16 protein-coding genes are annotated in these 15032 nt (G+C 33.4%); 4 read left to right on the forward strand and 12 right to left on the reverse strand.

The window, feature by feature from the left end; translation table 11 throughout:
• The first annotated feature begins 31 nt into the window (after nucleotides 1–31).
• Nucleotides 32–1954, forward strand: coding sequence for a hypothetical protein (locus ACI6PB_RS07165; RefSeq protein WP_309510895.1), 1923 nt, complete (start codon nucleotides 32–34; stop codon nucleotides 1952–1954).
• Between the two features lie 38 nt (nucleotides 1955–1992).
• Here ACI6PB_RS07165 and map read toward each other — a convergent pair whose 3' ends face one another.
• Together map and uvrC are read right to left on the reverse strand one after the other, a co-directional pair.
• Nucleotides 1993–2832 carry a type I methionyl aminopeptidase gene (map, locus tag ACI6PB_RS07170; protein WP_056955713.1) on the reverse strand — a complete coding sequence of 280 codons (840 nt, stop codon included), beginning with the start codon at nucleotides 2830–2832 and terminating at the stop codon, nucleotides 1993–1995.
• Nucleotides 2833–2846: 14 nt separating this feature from the next.
• The gene (uvrC, locus tag ACI6PB_RS07175) at nucleotides 2847–4664 is read right to left on the reverse strand and encodes an excinuclease ABC subunit UvrC (protein ID WP_025085297.1); all 1818 of its coding nucleotides are present in this window, start codon (nucleotides 4662–4664) and stop codon (nucleotides 2847–2849) included.
• A gap of 202 nt (nucleotides 4665–4866) precedes the next feature.
• On the opposite strand from uvrC, the gene ACI6PB_RS07180 reads away from it, so the two are divergent.
• Nucleotides 4867–5013 (forward strand): SPJ_0845 family protein, encoded by a 147-nt coding sequence (locus tag ACI6PB_RS07180; RefSeq protein ID WP_167593944.1) that lies wholly within the window; start codon nucleotides 4867–4869, stop codon nucleotides 5011–5013.
• A gap of 358 nt (nucleotides 5014–5371) precedes the next feature.
• On the opposite strand, the gene ACI6PB_RS07185 is transcribed toward ACI6PB_RS07180, so the two are convergent.
• From ACI6PB_RS07185 to ACI6PB_RS07210, 6 genes are all read right to left on the reverse strand, one after another.
• Entirely contained in the window at nucleotides 5372–5881 is a 510-nt protein-coding gene (locus ACI6PB_RS07185) for a hypothetical protein (protein ID WP_025085296.1), read from the reverse strand.
• Between the two features lie 138 nt (nucleotides 5882–6019).
• A complete protein-coding gene (locus tag ACI6PB_RS07190; protein ID WP_025085295.1) occupies nucleotides 6020–6721 on the reverse strand; it encodes an MgtC/SapB family protein in 702 nt (233 codons plus the stop codon).
• 62 nt (nucleotides 6722–6783) lie between these two features.
• Nucleotides 6784–7359: a PTS sugar transporter subunit IIA gene (locus ACI6PB_RS07195; RefSeq protein ID WP_309510894.1), complete on the reverse strand. Its 576-nt coding sequence runs from the start codon at nucleotides 7357–7359 to the stop codon at nucleotides 6784–6786.
• A gap of 53 nt (nucleotides 7360–7412) precedes the next feature.
• Nucleotides 7413–7865 carry a low molecular weight protein-tyrosine-phosphatase gene (locus tag ACI6PB_RS07200; RefSeq protein WP_025085293.1) on the reverse strand — a complete coding sequence of 151 codons (453 nt, stop codon included), beginning with the start codon at nucleotides 7863–7865 and terminating at the stop codon, nucleotides 7413–7415.
• Nucleotides 7866–7867: 2 nt separating this feature from the next.
• A complete protein-coding gene (locus tag ACI6PB_RS07205) occupies nucleotides 7868–8149 on the reverse strand; it encodes a helix-turn-helix domain-containing protein (RefSeq protein ID WP_025085292.1) in 282 nt (93 codons plus the stop codon).
• Nucleotides 8150–8698: 549 nt separating this feature from the next.
• A complete protein-coding gene (locus tag ACI6PB_RS07210; protein WP_404327218.1) occupies nucleotides 8699–9568 on the reverse strand; it encodes a LysR substrate-binding domain-containing protein in 870 nt (289 codons plus the stop codon).
• 232 nt (nucleotides 9569–9800) lie between these two features.
• Between ACI6PB_RS07210 and ACI6PB_RS07215 the strand changes: the two genes are divergently transcribed.
• Nucleotides 9801–11423, forward strand: coding sequence for a malolactic enzyme (locus tag ACI6PB_RS07215; protein WP_404277635.1), 1623 nt, complete (start codon nucleotides 9801–9803; stop codon nucleotides 11421–11423).
• Nucleotides 11424–11457: 34 nt separating this feature from the next.
• Nucleotides 11458–12423, forward strand: a complete 966-nt coding sequence (locus ACI6PB_RS07220) for an AEC family transporter (protein WP_025086321.1) — start codon at nucleotides 11458–11460, stop codon at nucleotides 12421–12423.
• 165 nt (nucleotides 12424–12588) lie between these two features.
• Here the strand turns inward: ACI6PB_RS07220 and ACI6PB_RS07225 are convergent, their stop codons facing one another.
• The 4 genes from ACI6PB_RS07225 to ACI6PB_RS07240 form a co-directional block, all read right to left on the reverse strand.
• The gene (locus tag ACI6PB_RS07225) at nucleotides 12589–12918 is read right to left on the reverse strand and encodes a PTS lactose/cellobiose transporter subunit IIA (protein WP_404280682.1); all 330 of its coding nucleotides are present in this window, start codon (nucleotides 12916–12918) and stop codon (nucleotides 12589–12591) included.
• A gap of 1 nt (nucleotide 12919) precedes the next feature.
• Nucleotides 12920–14137, reverse strand: coding sequence for a PTS sugar transporter subunit IIC (locus tag ACI6PB_RS07230; protein WP_034544521.1), 1218 nt, complete (start codon nucleotides 14135–14137; stop codon nucleotides 12920–12922).
• A 27-nt stretch (nucleotides 14138–14164) separates the two neighbouring features.
• Complete coding sequence (locus ACI6PB_RS07235) at nucleotides 14165–14473, reverse strand: PTS sugar transporter subunit IIB (protein ID WP_025086336.1); 309 nt, start codon at nucleotides 14471–14473, stop codon at nucleotides 14165–14167.
• A gap of 180 nt (nucleotides 14474–14653) precedes the next feature.
• Nucleotides 14654–14986 (reverse strand): hypothetical protein, encoded by a 333-nt coding sequence (locus ACI6PB_RS07240; protein WP_025086337.1) that lies wholly within the window; start codon nucleotides 14984–14986, stop codon nucleotides 14654–14656.
• Between the last annotated feature and the right edge of the window lie 46 nt (nucleotides 14987–15032).

The raw sequence follows: 15032 nt of genomic DNA on the forward strand, positions 1-15032 counted from the left end.
ATTCCCTACCACAAAACGCAAGGAGTTTATTATGAAAAAGAAAACAATCTTACTATCAGCTATTATTTTAGGAGGTTTCGCAGCCCCTGTCGTACAACAAACAGTTGTTAACGCACAGACTGTCCAAACTGAAGTCACTCAGAACAAAAAAGACCAGGAAGGTAAAAGTAGTAATAATCAAGAACCACGTACTAACAAAATTAAATTAGGTGATAAAATTTCCTTGGATCAATTAAATGCTGAAACCAGCATCGTAGTTCCCTCTACAAATAAAGATGTTAATACCAAATTAGATGATATTTTTGTTAATCTTACTGATGAGGAACTTGCTGAATTAAAAGCTAATAAAGAAACCACCTTCCAAGTCAATGACTTAGAAATTACCACTAATTGGAAGGGTTCTCTTAGTTATGAGAGTGTTAGTCCCGACATGCAATTACAATATGACGATAACACTCAGACGCTTTCTTTACTAGATGATTCTAAAAAAGTTAATCATATCACCTATGAATTAATCAATGGTGACGCTAATGTTCATTATGTTTTCAAAGATACTGGTGAAGAAATTTATCAAAAAGTCCATAAAGAAGCCTTTGAATCCTCTGAACAAGATTTCACAGTTAAAAGATTAGAATCCCTTGAAAAGGGCTATTTATTAAAAGGACATTTTGACGCTGTCTCTATTGACTTAGATAATCTTGCTAATGTTGCGGACCCCTTAAGACCGACTGACATTAGTTTTGAAGAGGAACCTCTTGTTAAAGAATTTGATCGTGACAAGATTAACAAAGATAACGCCGAATTTACTGTCAAATTAGAAAAGGCAAAACCTACTACTTTTAATTTAAATGTTTATTTGGATGGTAAAATTTTCTCCAAACAGAGTGTTACAGCTGATATTTTCACAAAAATTCCTAAACAAACTGATGAAAAATTACCAGATCCGGCAACAGCCAAGCTAAACAACAATAAAACATATACCGACATGAGTTACTCTTACTTTCCACAAATGGGAGTATCCACAATGTCTGGTAAAGCCTTCCACCAAACTATTTTCGACGTTGTAAATAACGGAATAGATGAGCCTACAACCGAAGACTTTTTTAATCAAGCTTTAAAATATTATACACTCGATATGAGAGTACGTTTTATGCTAGCTGGTCGTAAACAAAATATCTACATTTACTATGAATCAGATGATTATTCCGAAGAAGAAGCCAATTCTACCGTAACTTCTAACGTACATATCAATTCCAATCTAGGATTACAAACAGTTCTAAATGTTACCGGTAAAAAAGGTGAAACTGTCCTTGTCAAAGTACCTCAAATTGAAGGTTACAAACCTGACAAAGAAACCGTTAAAGCCAAAATAAATGAAGACGGTACTATTACTACTGATGAAAAAGTAAAATATTATTTAATTGAAGATGATGAAGGTTCAGGTTCTACTAAACCACCAGTTACTACCCCCGAACCAAACCCTAATCCAACTTCAAATCCTAATCCTGCTCCAAATCCTAATCCTGCTCCAAATCCTAATCCAGATAAAATGAATGGATTCGTTGGTACTATGAAACAATACGTTAAATTGTATCAATTAGAAAAAGGGCAAATGAAACTTATCACCAATAAAGAATTGGGTAAGCATTCCAATTGGAAATTTGATCAAACTATTAAAGTAAATGGCAAAATTTACTACCGTGTTGCTACTAATGAATGGGTCGATGCTAAAACCGTTTATCGTTACCAAGTTGAATCCGGTATTGTTGAAACCAAAGATAAAGAATTTACCAGTTTAGTTAGTTCTGATGCCAAATTAATTTCTAACCGTGGTCTAGGAGCTCATTCATCTTGGCAATACGACCGTATTGCCTACTTAGGTGATAACGAAGAGAAATACTATCGTGTTGCCACTGATGAATTCATTGCTTTTAATGATGTTATCCAAAAATAGATTAAAAAAAAGCAGTCCTTTTACGGGCTGTTTTTTAGTTATTTCATTTGATTATGTTCTTTTAAATATTTACGTGCCCAACTGAGATACTTCTCATCCTCAGCAGCATCTTGTGATGTTAAAATTTGGGGACCATTTTCTGTAATAGCCAAAGTATGTTCATATTGTGCAGACCATGAACCATCGGCACTAGCATAATAGATCCAATCATCGTTAGGATCATCCAACGAACGATCAACAATTTCCCATGTTCCTTCGTTAATCATAGGTTCAATTGTAATTGTCATACCATTTTTAAGACGTAATCCTTTACCTGGTTCACCATAGTGTAAGACATCAGGTTGTTCATGCATTGTTGGTTGAATACCATGTCCACAGAGTTCTCTGACATCCCCATAACCATGTTCATCTTCTGTGTAATGCTGGATTGCATAACCAATATCACCTAATCGATTACCCTCAATACTCTGAGCAATTCCTAAATATAGTGATTTCTTGGTAACTTCCATCAAATCAGATGTTTCTTGAGTAACTGAACCAACGGCATAGCTCCAACAAGAATCGCTTTGGTAACCTTTATAGCTGACGGTCATATCTACCTTAACTAGGTCGCCTTCTTTTAAAATCAAATCTTTACGCGGTGTACCATGTGCAACTTCATCATTAACGTCAACACAAGTTGCATACTTGTAACCTTCGAATCCCTTTTCAGAAGGAACGGCTCCATGGCTAACAATATAATCATTAGCAAATTCCTCAATTGAATATGCTGAAATACCAGGTTTAATCATATCGCGCAAGCCCAAATGGACTCCAGCCAATATCTTTCCTGATTCACGCATACCTTCGATCTCTCGTTCTGACTTCAATGTAATCATCAAATCTCTCCCTTTTAACCTTTATGGTATTTCTTGTGAAAATCCGTACTTGCTAACGTTATTTTAATTGTTTGTGCTGTTGTCTTAGGAATTCCCAAATCAGTTAACTGTTCAACTGAGGCTTCCTTCATCTTTTTAACCGACCCAAATTTTTTCAATAGTTTCGTTCTTGTCTTCGGACCCACACCTTGAATATTATCAAGTTGTGATGATAAAGCATTTTTGCTCCGAGTCTTTCGATGGAAAGTAATCGCAAAACGGTGTACTTCATCTTGAATTCTTTGTAATAAGTAGAAACCTTGACTCTTACGGTCTAATGGTACCTCAATTCCTTCTTCACCGACAATTAAATGTGAAGTGTTATGGTGATCATCTTTGACCATTCCTGCTACGGGTATGTTAATTCCTAATTCATTAGTAAGAACATCCATTACAGCACGCAATTCAATGATACCACCATCCATCAAAATCAAATCAGGTAACGGATCATCTTCTTTAATCAACCTTGAATAACGACGATAAATGACCTCACGAGTATTAGCCGCCTCGTCGGCACCTGACTGATGTTCAACCTCACCTTTAATTTTATATTTACGATAACCACTCTTTTCAGGGCGACCATCTTTAAACATGACCATTGCTGATACTGGATTAGTTCCTTGGATATGTGAGTGGTCAAATGATTCAATAATATGACCATATGGCAAATCAAGTGCTTCAAAAATTTGTTTCTGGGCACCGTAAGTTTGACGATTGTCTAATTCCATTAACCGGAATTTCTCTTGAAGAACTAATTTAGAATTTTCAGCTGCCATATCCATCAGATCACGTTTTTGACCACGCTGCGGTGTCCTAAATGGGATATTTAAGACTTGAGACAAAGTATCTTTATCTAAATTATCAGGCACCAAAATTTCTTTAGGTAAAACTTGGTTTCGACGATTATAAAATTGCAGGATAAATGTCGACAGCTCTTCCTCTGGAGTATTGATGCAAGCAAAAACTTTTTTCTCACGCTTCATTAAACGAGCCTGACGAATAAAGAATATTTGAATTGAGATCCAACCTTTTTCAACGTAGTAGTTAAAGATATCTCTAGGTGTACTATCATTGGATATAATTTTTTGTTTCTCAACTGTAGTTTCAATATACTTAATTTGATCTCTTAATTCAGCAGCTCTTTCAAATTCCAGTTTTTCTGAAGCTGTTTCCATACAATCTTCTAATTGATGCTTGATTTCACCAACATTACCGCCTAGAAACTTTTTGATTTTTTCAATTTGTTGATCATATTTTTCTTTAGGAACTGTTTGAAAACAGGCCCCTAAACACTGACCCATATGATAGTACAAACAAGGTCGTCCTAAATTTCCTTGACATCTACGTAATGGATAAACCTTTTGTAAAAAATTTAGAGTATTAGAGGCAGCCCAAACATTTGGATAAGGACCAAAATAGTAGGCACCATCTTTTTTAACTAAACCTGTAATCTCCATCTTAGGATCACGTTCATTAGTAATTTTAATGTACGGATAGCCTGTACCACGCTTCAATTTAATATTGTAATATGGTTGATGCTTTTGAATTAAAGTAATCTCTAACAAAAAAGCTTCCTTATCATTGGAAGTAATAATTGTTTCAAAATCACGAATCTCTGATACTAGACGAGCGGTCTTACCTTCATGTGAACTCTTAAAGTAAGAACGTACTCGATTACGTAAATTTTTAGCCTTACCCACATAAATAATTTTAGAATTAATGTCCTTCATTAAATAGCATCCAGGACGTGGTGGTAAAAGGCTTAATTTATGTTCAAGATATTCAGTTGCCAATAAATATCCCTCCCTCTTATAGTCCGAACTTATTTAATCTTAAGTTAATCTGAATAATTGTCAAATGAAGTGACATATTCGACCAAAGATACCAATCAACTCAAAAAATTAACTAATTTAATTTACCTAAATAATTGTTATTCTTTTTGAAAGGCTATATAATAATGGTAGATATAAAGAAACTTGAAAGGGGCTGATACCGATGGGCTTAACAGTGAAACGCGAAAGTGATTTTGGCAGTTTGTTTGATAAGTTTGCCTCTCTTCCCGATGATGTAAAAGAAAACGAAAAACGCGTAGATTCCGCAGATAAAAAATCTGCTAAGAATAAAAAGGAATCTAAAAAGTAGTAATTAAAACTTCTCTTGTTTGATGTCACTTCTCATAAGTGAAATGCCATTTAATTTTTTACTATTTCTTTAAGAACCCTTTTGATATAAAATGTGTGCCCTCCATTTTGGATATTTGCCATCCAAATCTTGGAGGGTTTTTTGTATCTTAAAAATAATAGCCTCAACAAACTCAGCTTTGAGTTTATTGAGGCTATTATTTTCTATTTCGGCTTGCATAAATGTTTCCTGACAATTGAATTTTTAACTAGTCTGGAAGGACTTCTGATTCCATTTTTCTTAAATCGATTAATTCTTGAAACATTAAATATTCAAAATTATCATCTAAGATACTACTGTATAATTTCATAATTTCCCCTTATTCATTTATTTTTAATTGTATGAAATTAGCACCTATCACAGGACGTCTAATTTGACGACCTTTCTCATTGATATAATTGTCAACCGAAAGAACTTCACCATAAAACTTCACAGCATCATCTTCCTGTAAACTGCTAATATTTCTAGCAAAATTTGAATCAGTATATCTCACTTTGCAAACTCTTGAAGCATCGTTACCATCTAATGCCACTAACATATACTTATCTTCTGGATCCAATTTTTTAATATGTCCAAATTGAAAAATTTTCGATCCAAAATATAAAGTTGTATTCTCATATAAATTGTCAAAAGAAACATAAGAGTATTTTTTACTCTCATTACTAAATTCCGAAATACTCTGCTGCTTTTGTTTTGATTCACCTACTAAAATAATATTTTCACGGTTACTGCCAATCACTTTATTCTTTGATAGAAATAAATAACCTATCAGTATCAACAGTGTACATAAAAAAGCAATTAACAATTTGGATCGTAAAATTCTTATCATTTAATTCCCCCAACTACAAAAGATAGCAAAGGTCTAGACTAATTACAATGAATTATCCAGACTAAAATATTTAAATAAGTTCTCATTAAAAATGAGCATAAAAAAATATCTCTAAGTTAATTTAGAGATATTCTTACTTTAAACATTAATCGTTTCTACCTTAATAACATTTTCATTCATTGACAGTCCTTCAACAATATCAACATAATCAATATTTTTTCCAAAATCAATTGAATAAACATTAGTGTAGATCTTTGTATCATTAAAATTGGATACGCTGAATCTTACACCTTCAACTGTAATATCATGTCTTTGAAAATACTCATCAATAAACTTCTTAGTATCTAATTTGTGTTTATACTCAATTTTTAATTTTCGCACTGGGCTGATCTTGATAATCTTCTTCAAGAAACCTAATACTGCATAAACAACTAAGAAACCAACTATAGCAATAATATAATCACCCATACCAATGGCAATTCCTAAACAGGCAACTACCCAAAGACTAGCCGCAGTTGTTAATCCACGGATCGAATGATGTTCTACAATAATTGTTCCAGCACCTAAAAATCCAATACCACTAACCACTTGAGCTATCAGTCGAGCATCGTCAGCTCGCAAAACGCCCTTATATTGGGGATACTGGCGTGCCATTTCCAAAGCATCAAATCCAATATTCTTTTGAATCATCGCAATAATACAAGCACCCAAGCAAACCAAGATATGAGTCCGTAAACCCGCAGGACGATGTTTGTATGCTCGATCCAATCCAATGATTCCTGAAAATATCACAGCCAATAGGAGTCGAATTACAACATTTAGCACACTTAACTGGCTCAAAAATAATCCCTCCAATATTCTCATTAAATAACTCAATTATTATAACATTATTATCTGTTTTTTTAATTAGTACTATTAATAAACATATCCGCTATTTGTTCAGGACTAGCGGCCTCACTTAATGCATAACGAAAATTAGGTTTTAATAGTAAAAGTGAAATACTGGCTAAATACTTTACATGCAAAAAATCTGGCTCAACTTTAGGAATTAATAAACTAATGGCCATATCAATTTTTTCATCATTCCACATAATTGGATTACTAAGTTTTATGACTAACATAGTCAATTCTTTTACTGAATCATCAATAACATGAGGTAAAACAATGCCATCACCTAAATTGGTAGATGCCTGTTGTTCACGTAATAAAAGTTGACCATATAGCTCTTCTTCATCCATACCTGCTTGTTGCTCACAAGCAAACCTGGCCAAATAATGTAATAATTCATTCTCAGAGGAAACAGAAACATCCACCTTGATATTCTTTAACTTCAAAATTTGTGAAAAATCACTAGTTTCTTCTTCCTTGCTTCGAGCTTTATTCTGAGGATCATTAATATCATTAGTTAAAATGGTATTACTATCCTTTTCCTTCTTGGTAAAAGCGTTTTTTAACTGGCTCCATAATGATTGATGCATCATACAACCTCCATTAACCAAAAAAAGTCAAAATCTCGAATGGAGTTTGACTCTTAGGATCTCAATTTTTCTAGCCAAATAGGTAGAACCTCAGCTAACTGACGATATGTTCGATCAAACTTATGATCATACCAAGGATCTTCAATTACAGCATCACTATCCAAGGCCTCATAAGCCATGTGGATCTTATTCCTATCAGAAAAAGGCGCCATTTCTTTCAAATCAATGATATTCTGTTTATCCATACCAATAATTAAATCAGCCTCTTCAAAATCACGAAGAGTTATTTGCTTAGCAACATGTTCGACAATAGGAACATTTCTTTTCTTGAGTTCGGTAATAGCCCCAAGATGAGGTGCATTCCCAATTTCATAAGTTGAGGTAGCTCTTGATTCGACCTTGATTACTGAATTCAAGCCTTGTTCATCAACCAACTGTTTCATCATCATTTCTGCCATTGGTGAACGACAAATATTACCTAAACAAACGAAAATGACTTTTCTCATAACTATAACAGTCCTAGTCGTTTCTTAACTTCACGTAGCTGGGCTTCTAAAACAGGATCTTTACGGTTCAAAACGTCCAACATACTTGGTTGTGACTCTTTTTGAACTTCAGAAGCCATTTCAGTACTTTTTTCTGGCTTTGTCTGCGATTTTTTATACTTTCTTACCCATGCAGCTACTTGTTGATATGAAATTCCGTACTTCTCACCAGTAGCCTTGTAGTTGTTATCATGCTCTACCGCATATTGGGCAATTTCTTTTTGTTGACTAACATTGTAATTCATACTAAAAACTCCTAAATAGCTTATTACAAAAAATTATACCATAGAACGCAATACCATTATTGATATAACAAAGTTTAACAAATTGAAACCACAAAAAAATGGTAGCTCAGGGAGGAACCACCATTAATCTTATATTCTAATTATATAATCATAAAATCATCTAACAAAGATTTAGCACAAACCTTTGCTCACATTTAATATTACCATAGTTGTACGTTATAGCTAAGTAAGTTTACAAAAGTCGACAACTTTTTATAAATCAATTTTCCACTAAAAAAAGACCTCTTTGTATGGCCTTTTCTCAGTAAGTGGATTGTTTAGACATGACTATCCCATAATAATTTAATTCATTTTAATTATAAAAAGTGATAATTACACAATATATTCACAAAACCAAACGCTATGTTGATGAAGTATAGCATCCTCATTCTTAATATAATTAATCCACTTCTCTCAATAACCAATTCATTAATATCAATTGGCTATTATATTTTACTAAAGTGGGCTAGACCTGTATACCACGTTTTATTTATAAGTAAAAATTACTATCTAAGTATTTTTAAAAATTTCCATTAATCGCTTTAAAACTGGACTGCTGGTCATATTGTGACGATAAACAAACAGAATATAAAATGATGGCAAATCTAAATCATTAACATGAACTTCTTGAATTCCCGGAACATCCTGAATTGCTGTTTCAGTCACGAAACTAAATCCCTTATCCTGTTTAACCAGGCTCAACATCAAACGATAATCATTTGTTTTGAACATTGTATGAGGCTTGACATTGTAACGTTCAATAATTCTTTTTAATACTTGACTATGAACAGATTTTTCATCCAATGAAATAAAATCTTCATCAAATATTTTCTCAACCGACGTAATATCGGAAACGTCTCGATCAGCTGAGGCAATAAATTTAAAGTGATGTTCTTTAATTAACTGATAATCCAGTTGATTTTCTTGTGGCAAAATAGTCGACCCTAACAAGGATAAATCAATTTTGCCATTTTTTAATTCCGATAATAACTGACGAGAACTAGCTCCTTCAGGCACAATGGTATTCAATAAATTGTCATCACGTAACTGATCGAATACTTTTGGAATAACATAATTGCTGATAATCGGTGGCCATCCCATAACAATCTTTTTTCTTTTAATTCTATTCATATCATCACTAATTAAATCATTTTCCAACAAAATTCTATTTATATGAGATAACAACTGTTCTCCAGCATAAGTTAATGACAATGAATTAGCATAACTTTTTCGCTTAACTAAAGAAATCCCATAAGTATCTTCTAATCTTTTTAAAGAATAGGTAATAGTTGGTTGACTAACGCCAAAAAAATTGGCTGTATCTGAAAAGCTCTTCAATTCTGATAATTTTTTAAAATATTGATAATCCTTTATATTCATATCTACACCTATAAATTTTATTTATCGAAGATAACATATTTGACTATATTTTTTATTATGTTTTATAGTACCATACGAAAGTTATTTACAAACACCAATAATAAATATGCCATGTGGACTATATATAAAATTCATTATTTGTAAATTTATTTTATATAATCCGATATATAAATGTATACCAATTATTATAGTGTTTACTTGTATAAAAAAATAATTAGGAGGAATTAATTCTATGAAATATGAGGGTTTAGATTTATTAAATAATCACTTCTTAAATAAAGGTACTGCTTTTACTAAAGAAGAAAGAAAAGAAAATCATCTTGAAGGTTTACTTCCACCATTCGTTCAAACTTTGGACCAACAAGTTGAACAAGCTTACGAAAATTATTCAAATAAGAGTACATTTCTTGATAAAAGAATGTATTTGATGGATTTATTCAACGAAAATATTACTTTGTTCTATAAACTATTTAGCAAACACGTTTATGAATTCATGCCCGTTGTTTATGATCCAACAATCGCTGACACAATTGAAAACTACAGTCACTTCTTCTTAGATCCACAAAATGCTGCTTTCCTATCAATTGATGATCCTGATGATATTGAAGCATCATTAAAGAATGCTGCTAAGGGCCGTGACATCAAACTTATCGTTGTTACTGATGGTGAGGGTATTCTTGGTATTGGTGACTGGGGTGTTCAAGGTGTTGACATCTCTGTTGGTAAATTGATGGTTTATACAGCTGCTGCTGGTGTTGATCCTGAATCAGTTCTTCCTGTTGTTCTTGATGTAGGTACAAACAGAAAAGAATTACTTGACGACGATCTATACATGGGTAACCATCACGAACGTGTTACTGGTGACAAGTACTACAACTTTGTTGATCAATTTGTTGAAACTGCTGAGAACTTGTTCCCTAATATGTATCTTCACTTTGAAGACTTTGGTCGTAGCAATGCTGCCAACATCTTGAATAAGTACAAAGATCAAATTCTTACATTTAACGATGATATTCAAGGTACAGGTATTATTACACTTGCTGGTATCCTCGGTGCTTTGAACATTTCTAAACAAAAACTTACTGATCAAGTTTATCTATCATTTGGTGCTGGTACTGCTGGTGCTGGTATCACAAAGAGAATCTTTGACTCAATGGTTGAAGAAGGCCTATCTGAAGAAGAGGCTAAGAAACACTTCTACTTAGTTGATAAGCAAGGTCTATTGTTTGACGATACTGAAGGTTTAACACCAGAACAAAAACCATTTACTAGAAAACGTAGTGAATTTGCTAATGCTGACGAATTAACAAACTTGGAAGCAGTTGTTAAAGCTGTTCATCCTACAATTCTTGTTGGTACATCAACACAACCTGGTACTTTCACTGAATCAGTTATTAAAGAAATGGCTGCTCATACTGAACGTCCAATTATCTTCCCACTATCAAATCCTACAAAACTTGCTGAAGCCAAGGCTGAAGATCTTTTGAAATGGACTGATGGTAAAGCTCTTATTGCTACTGGTATTCCTGTTGATCCAATCGAATACAATGGCGTAACTTACAACATTGGACAAGCTAACAATGCCTTGGTATACCCTGGTCTTGGCCTTGGTTCAATGGCTGTTAACGCTAAATTGCTTAGTGATGGTATGATCAATAAAGCTGCTCACTCATTAGGTGGTATTGTTGATCCTACAGAACCAGGTGCTGCAGTATTGCCTCCTGTTTCAAAATTAGATAAGTTCAGTATTACTGTTGCTGAAGGTGTCGCACAAGAAGCTATTGATGAAAAATTATCATCTGCTACTGATGCCAAAAAGGCTGTTGCTGACCTTAAGTGGGAACCTAAATATTAATATATAAATTTGTCAAATAAAGGGGAATTATTTTATGGCTGCATTTATCACTTCACTAGAAAGTGTTGCTGAAATCGTTATCGTTATCGCCTTAGGATACTGGTTAAGAGGATCTGGTCGCCTAGGTGATGAATTTAAGAGTAATATTTCATTCATCATCATGAAAATTGCCTTACCTGCTTCTATCTTCGTTTCTGTTCTTAAGTACTTAAACAGAGATAAACTGGCTAGTTTATCTGGTGGTTTAATTTTTACTTTTGCTAGTTTTACTTTAGGCTACATTGTAGCTTGGATCTTAACTAAAGTATTCCGTATCAGAAAGGGTCGTCGTGGTACTTTCATTAACATGTTTGTTAATGCTAATACTATCTTCATTGGTTTACCATTGAACATGGCTCTATTTGGTACAAAAAGTTTACCTTACTTCCTTGTTTACTATGTTATGAATACAATTTCTACTTGGGCCGTTGGTATCTTCTTTATCTCAAGTGACGATCCAACAGTTGAAAAAGGTGCTAAGAAAGACTTTAACTGGAAGAAACTTCTTCCTGCTCCACTTGTTGGTTTCTTAGTTTCATTGGTCTTCTTACTACTAGCTATCCCTGTTCCAGAATGGATCAATAAGACTTTGGACATGGTCGGTGGCATCGTTACACCTATGTCACTTATCTACATTGGTATCATTTTAGCCGATGCTGGTTTGAAGTCTATCAAATTTGACCGTGATACAATTCTTGCCTTAGTTGGTAGATTTGTCATTGCTCCTGCCTTGATGATCAGTATCATCTTGCTAGGTAAATCAATGATGGGTACTAGCCTACCTGCTCTAGAAAGCAGTTCATTCATCATTCAATCTGCTGCTCCTGGACTTGCTGTTTTACCTATCTTAGTTGACCAATCACACGGTGATGTCGACTATGCAACAAACCTTGTTACAACTTCAACAGTTCTATTCGTTATCGTTGTTCCAATCTTAATGCAAGTAGCAAACTTGATCTAGTTTTAATTAAGAATCATTCACACATTCAAAACCTCCTATAAATATCTTTTCACATTCATTTAAAGATTGAGCTTTCCGTGTTCATTCTTTCAACTGATTTTTATATCTAACACATTAACGAAAAAAACTCCCTAACTTGGAATTAACCAGGTTAAGGAGTTTTTTTTAATATTCACGTTTTTTAAATACTTCAATCAAATGCTTCACCAAATTATATTCAGTATTGACTGACATCATCGTATCTTGAGCATGTGTGAACAACACTGAATATTCTAGTTGCTCACCTTCAGCCTCTTTCTGAATCTTATCTGTCTGCAATGCATGAGCTTTTACGAGTTGTTCATGGGCCTGCTTTAACAATTGCTCAGACTCATTATATTTAGCATCTCCAACTAAATCCAAAGCCTGCATGATAAATTTTCTAGCATCACCAGAAAAAATAATTATCTGCATTGTTTGACGTAAATCACTATTATTCTCTGCTTCATCTATCATTTTATTTACCTGTTTCCTTTTTTACTAATTCACGATCATATGCCTTGAAAAAGGGATACCAAATCAAAGCCGCTACTAAAAAGATAATTACTAATAATACAATTGAACCAACTGTATGTCCATTGATCCAGGTATTGATTGGAAAAGGCACGTACCACATTTGAAAAACAGCATCAGGAATCCTACCTACCCCACTCTTTAATCCTATCCAAACAATAATTGGCAGGATAACACCTTGAATCCACATTGGAATCATTAAATAAGGATTCCAAACTATTGAACCCAAAACCACAGGTTCATTGATATTGAAAATACTGGGAATAACGAAAGCTCGGCCTAAAACCTTTAGACGTTGGGATTTAGCCAAGAACAACATCATTAATACCAAGGGCATCGTACAGCCAACTCCACCGATCCATAAATATGTTGAAAACATTGTTTCTCCTGTAACAATATTTTGTGCACCATGGATCTGATTAGCTTGTATAGCGGCTAAATAAACTGGTGTTGTAATTGGTGTCAAAATCCAAGTAGAGATTCCCATTGAATAAATTAGACAATTGATTAACATGACCAAAACAAATCCGGGTAAAGTCTCTACAATATTTGCTAAAGGTGAAAACATTTGAATAATGAGTTGATAGACATTTATTTTTAAAACATTAACCAAAATAAATCCAACGGTAATCACAACACCAATTGGCAACATTGAATCAAACCAAGCTGTTACAAAATCAGGAATCACAGTATCTTCAGCAAAGAAACTAAATTTGCCGAAGAATTCCATGACTAAGGCTGTGAAAATACCACAAATAATGGCAACAAACATTCCTCCGGCTCCGAAGTGACTAAATTCAAAAGTGGCGCCGCCATCCTTAGACATTACTGGATTAGTTAATAGTAAAAACAGTCCTAGCGACGTTAAGCCAGAAATAATTCGTTGTTTAGATAATTTCTTTTTCTCCATCATATTGAATGGAATCAAAAACGCTACAAAAATTGAAATAATACCAAAAGTAAAATTACTGATACCCGACAAATCAGGCCACCAACTCCAAATATTAGCAAAGAGACCTAAAAAAGTAATTACTGAACTAACTAAAATAAATGGTAAAGTTTGAAGAATTGAATCTTTTAGGACACTGATCCAAATATTACGACTGATTCGATCCATTTTTGGTGCTACTTTTTCTTTAAAGATTGCCATAAAACTATTCATTGTTATTTCAAATCCTTTTCTCTGTTTTTAGTTGAGTACACTTTGCAAATGTTTCAAAGCCTGCTTTCCATCCAACATTGCGTAATAATCAGGATTCATTAAAATCACTTTTTTATTTGTACCAGATACTGCTTGTTTAATCTCTGTTTCCATAAAGGATAAGTGTGGACCAATCATGATAACGTCTGTTTCATCTAAATAATTGTCTAATTCAGCTTCACTCCGTGCCTGAATTTGATAATCTAATCCTTGTTTTTTAGCTGCTTTACGCATACTCACGGCCATAAAACCTGAAGACGCTCCCGTACCACATACCAACAATACTTTTAAACTCATATTTTCTCCCTCAATTGCATAATTTATTTAATTCATTTATTCAATTTAAAGAAGTCAAAAATAAAAGTCAAATTTACCTTTAATAATTTATTTTTCAAGTAATAGCTTTAAATCAACAAAAAAAGCCAATAATTGTCATAAAATTTCGACAATCATTGACCAAAATGTCGGTAAAATATTCTATTTTTGAGGCGATATTAAACTAATCAAACGATTAACCAAATCAGCGACTCGCTTGGAATCACTGGCAATCGCTGCCACATCTCTTTCTTTGACCATAGTATGTGTTACTAACAATAAGCTGACAGAATCAGTATCATCGTTAAATTGACCAATTGGTAAATTCACATTATGATCATACATTGGAATAAGCCCTTCTTCGACTTTTACTATCTTAGAACCTTCTGGCATGCTCAAGATATAGCTTTTAATTCTCTTTAAACTAAATTTATCTTGGTAAAAACCATAAATAACTGTTAATTCATCTAAGATATATTTAATTTCATTATTCATATTTAATCCACTCCCATTAAAATGAAAATATCTCCACTTATAGTAT

This window comes from Companilactobacillus paralimentarius, assembly GCF_963227125.1.
Lineage (GTDB): Bacteria > Bacillota > Bacilli > Lactobacillales > Lactobacillaceae > Companilactobacillus > Companilactobacillus paralimentarius.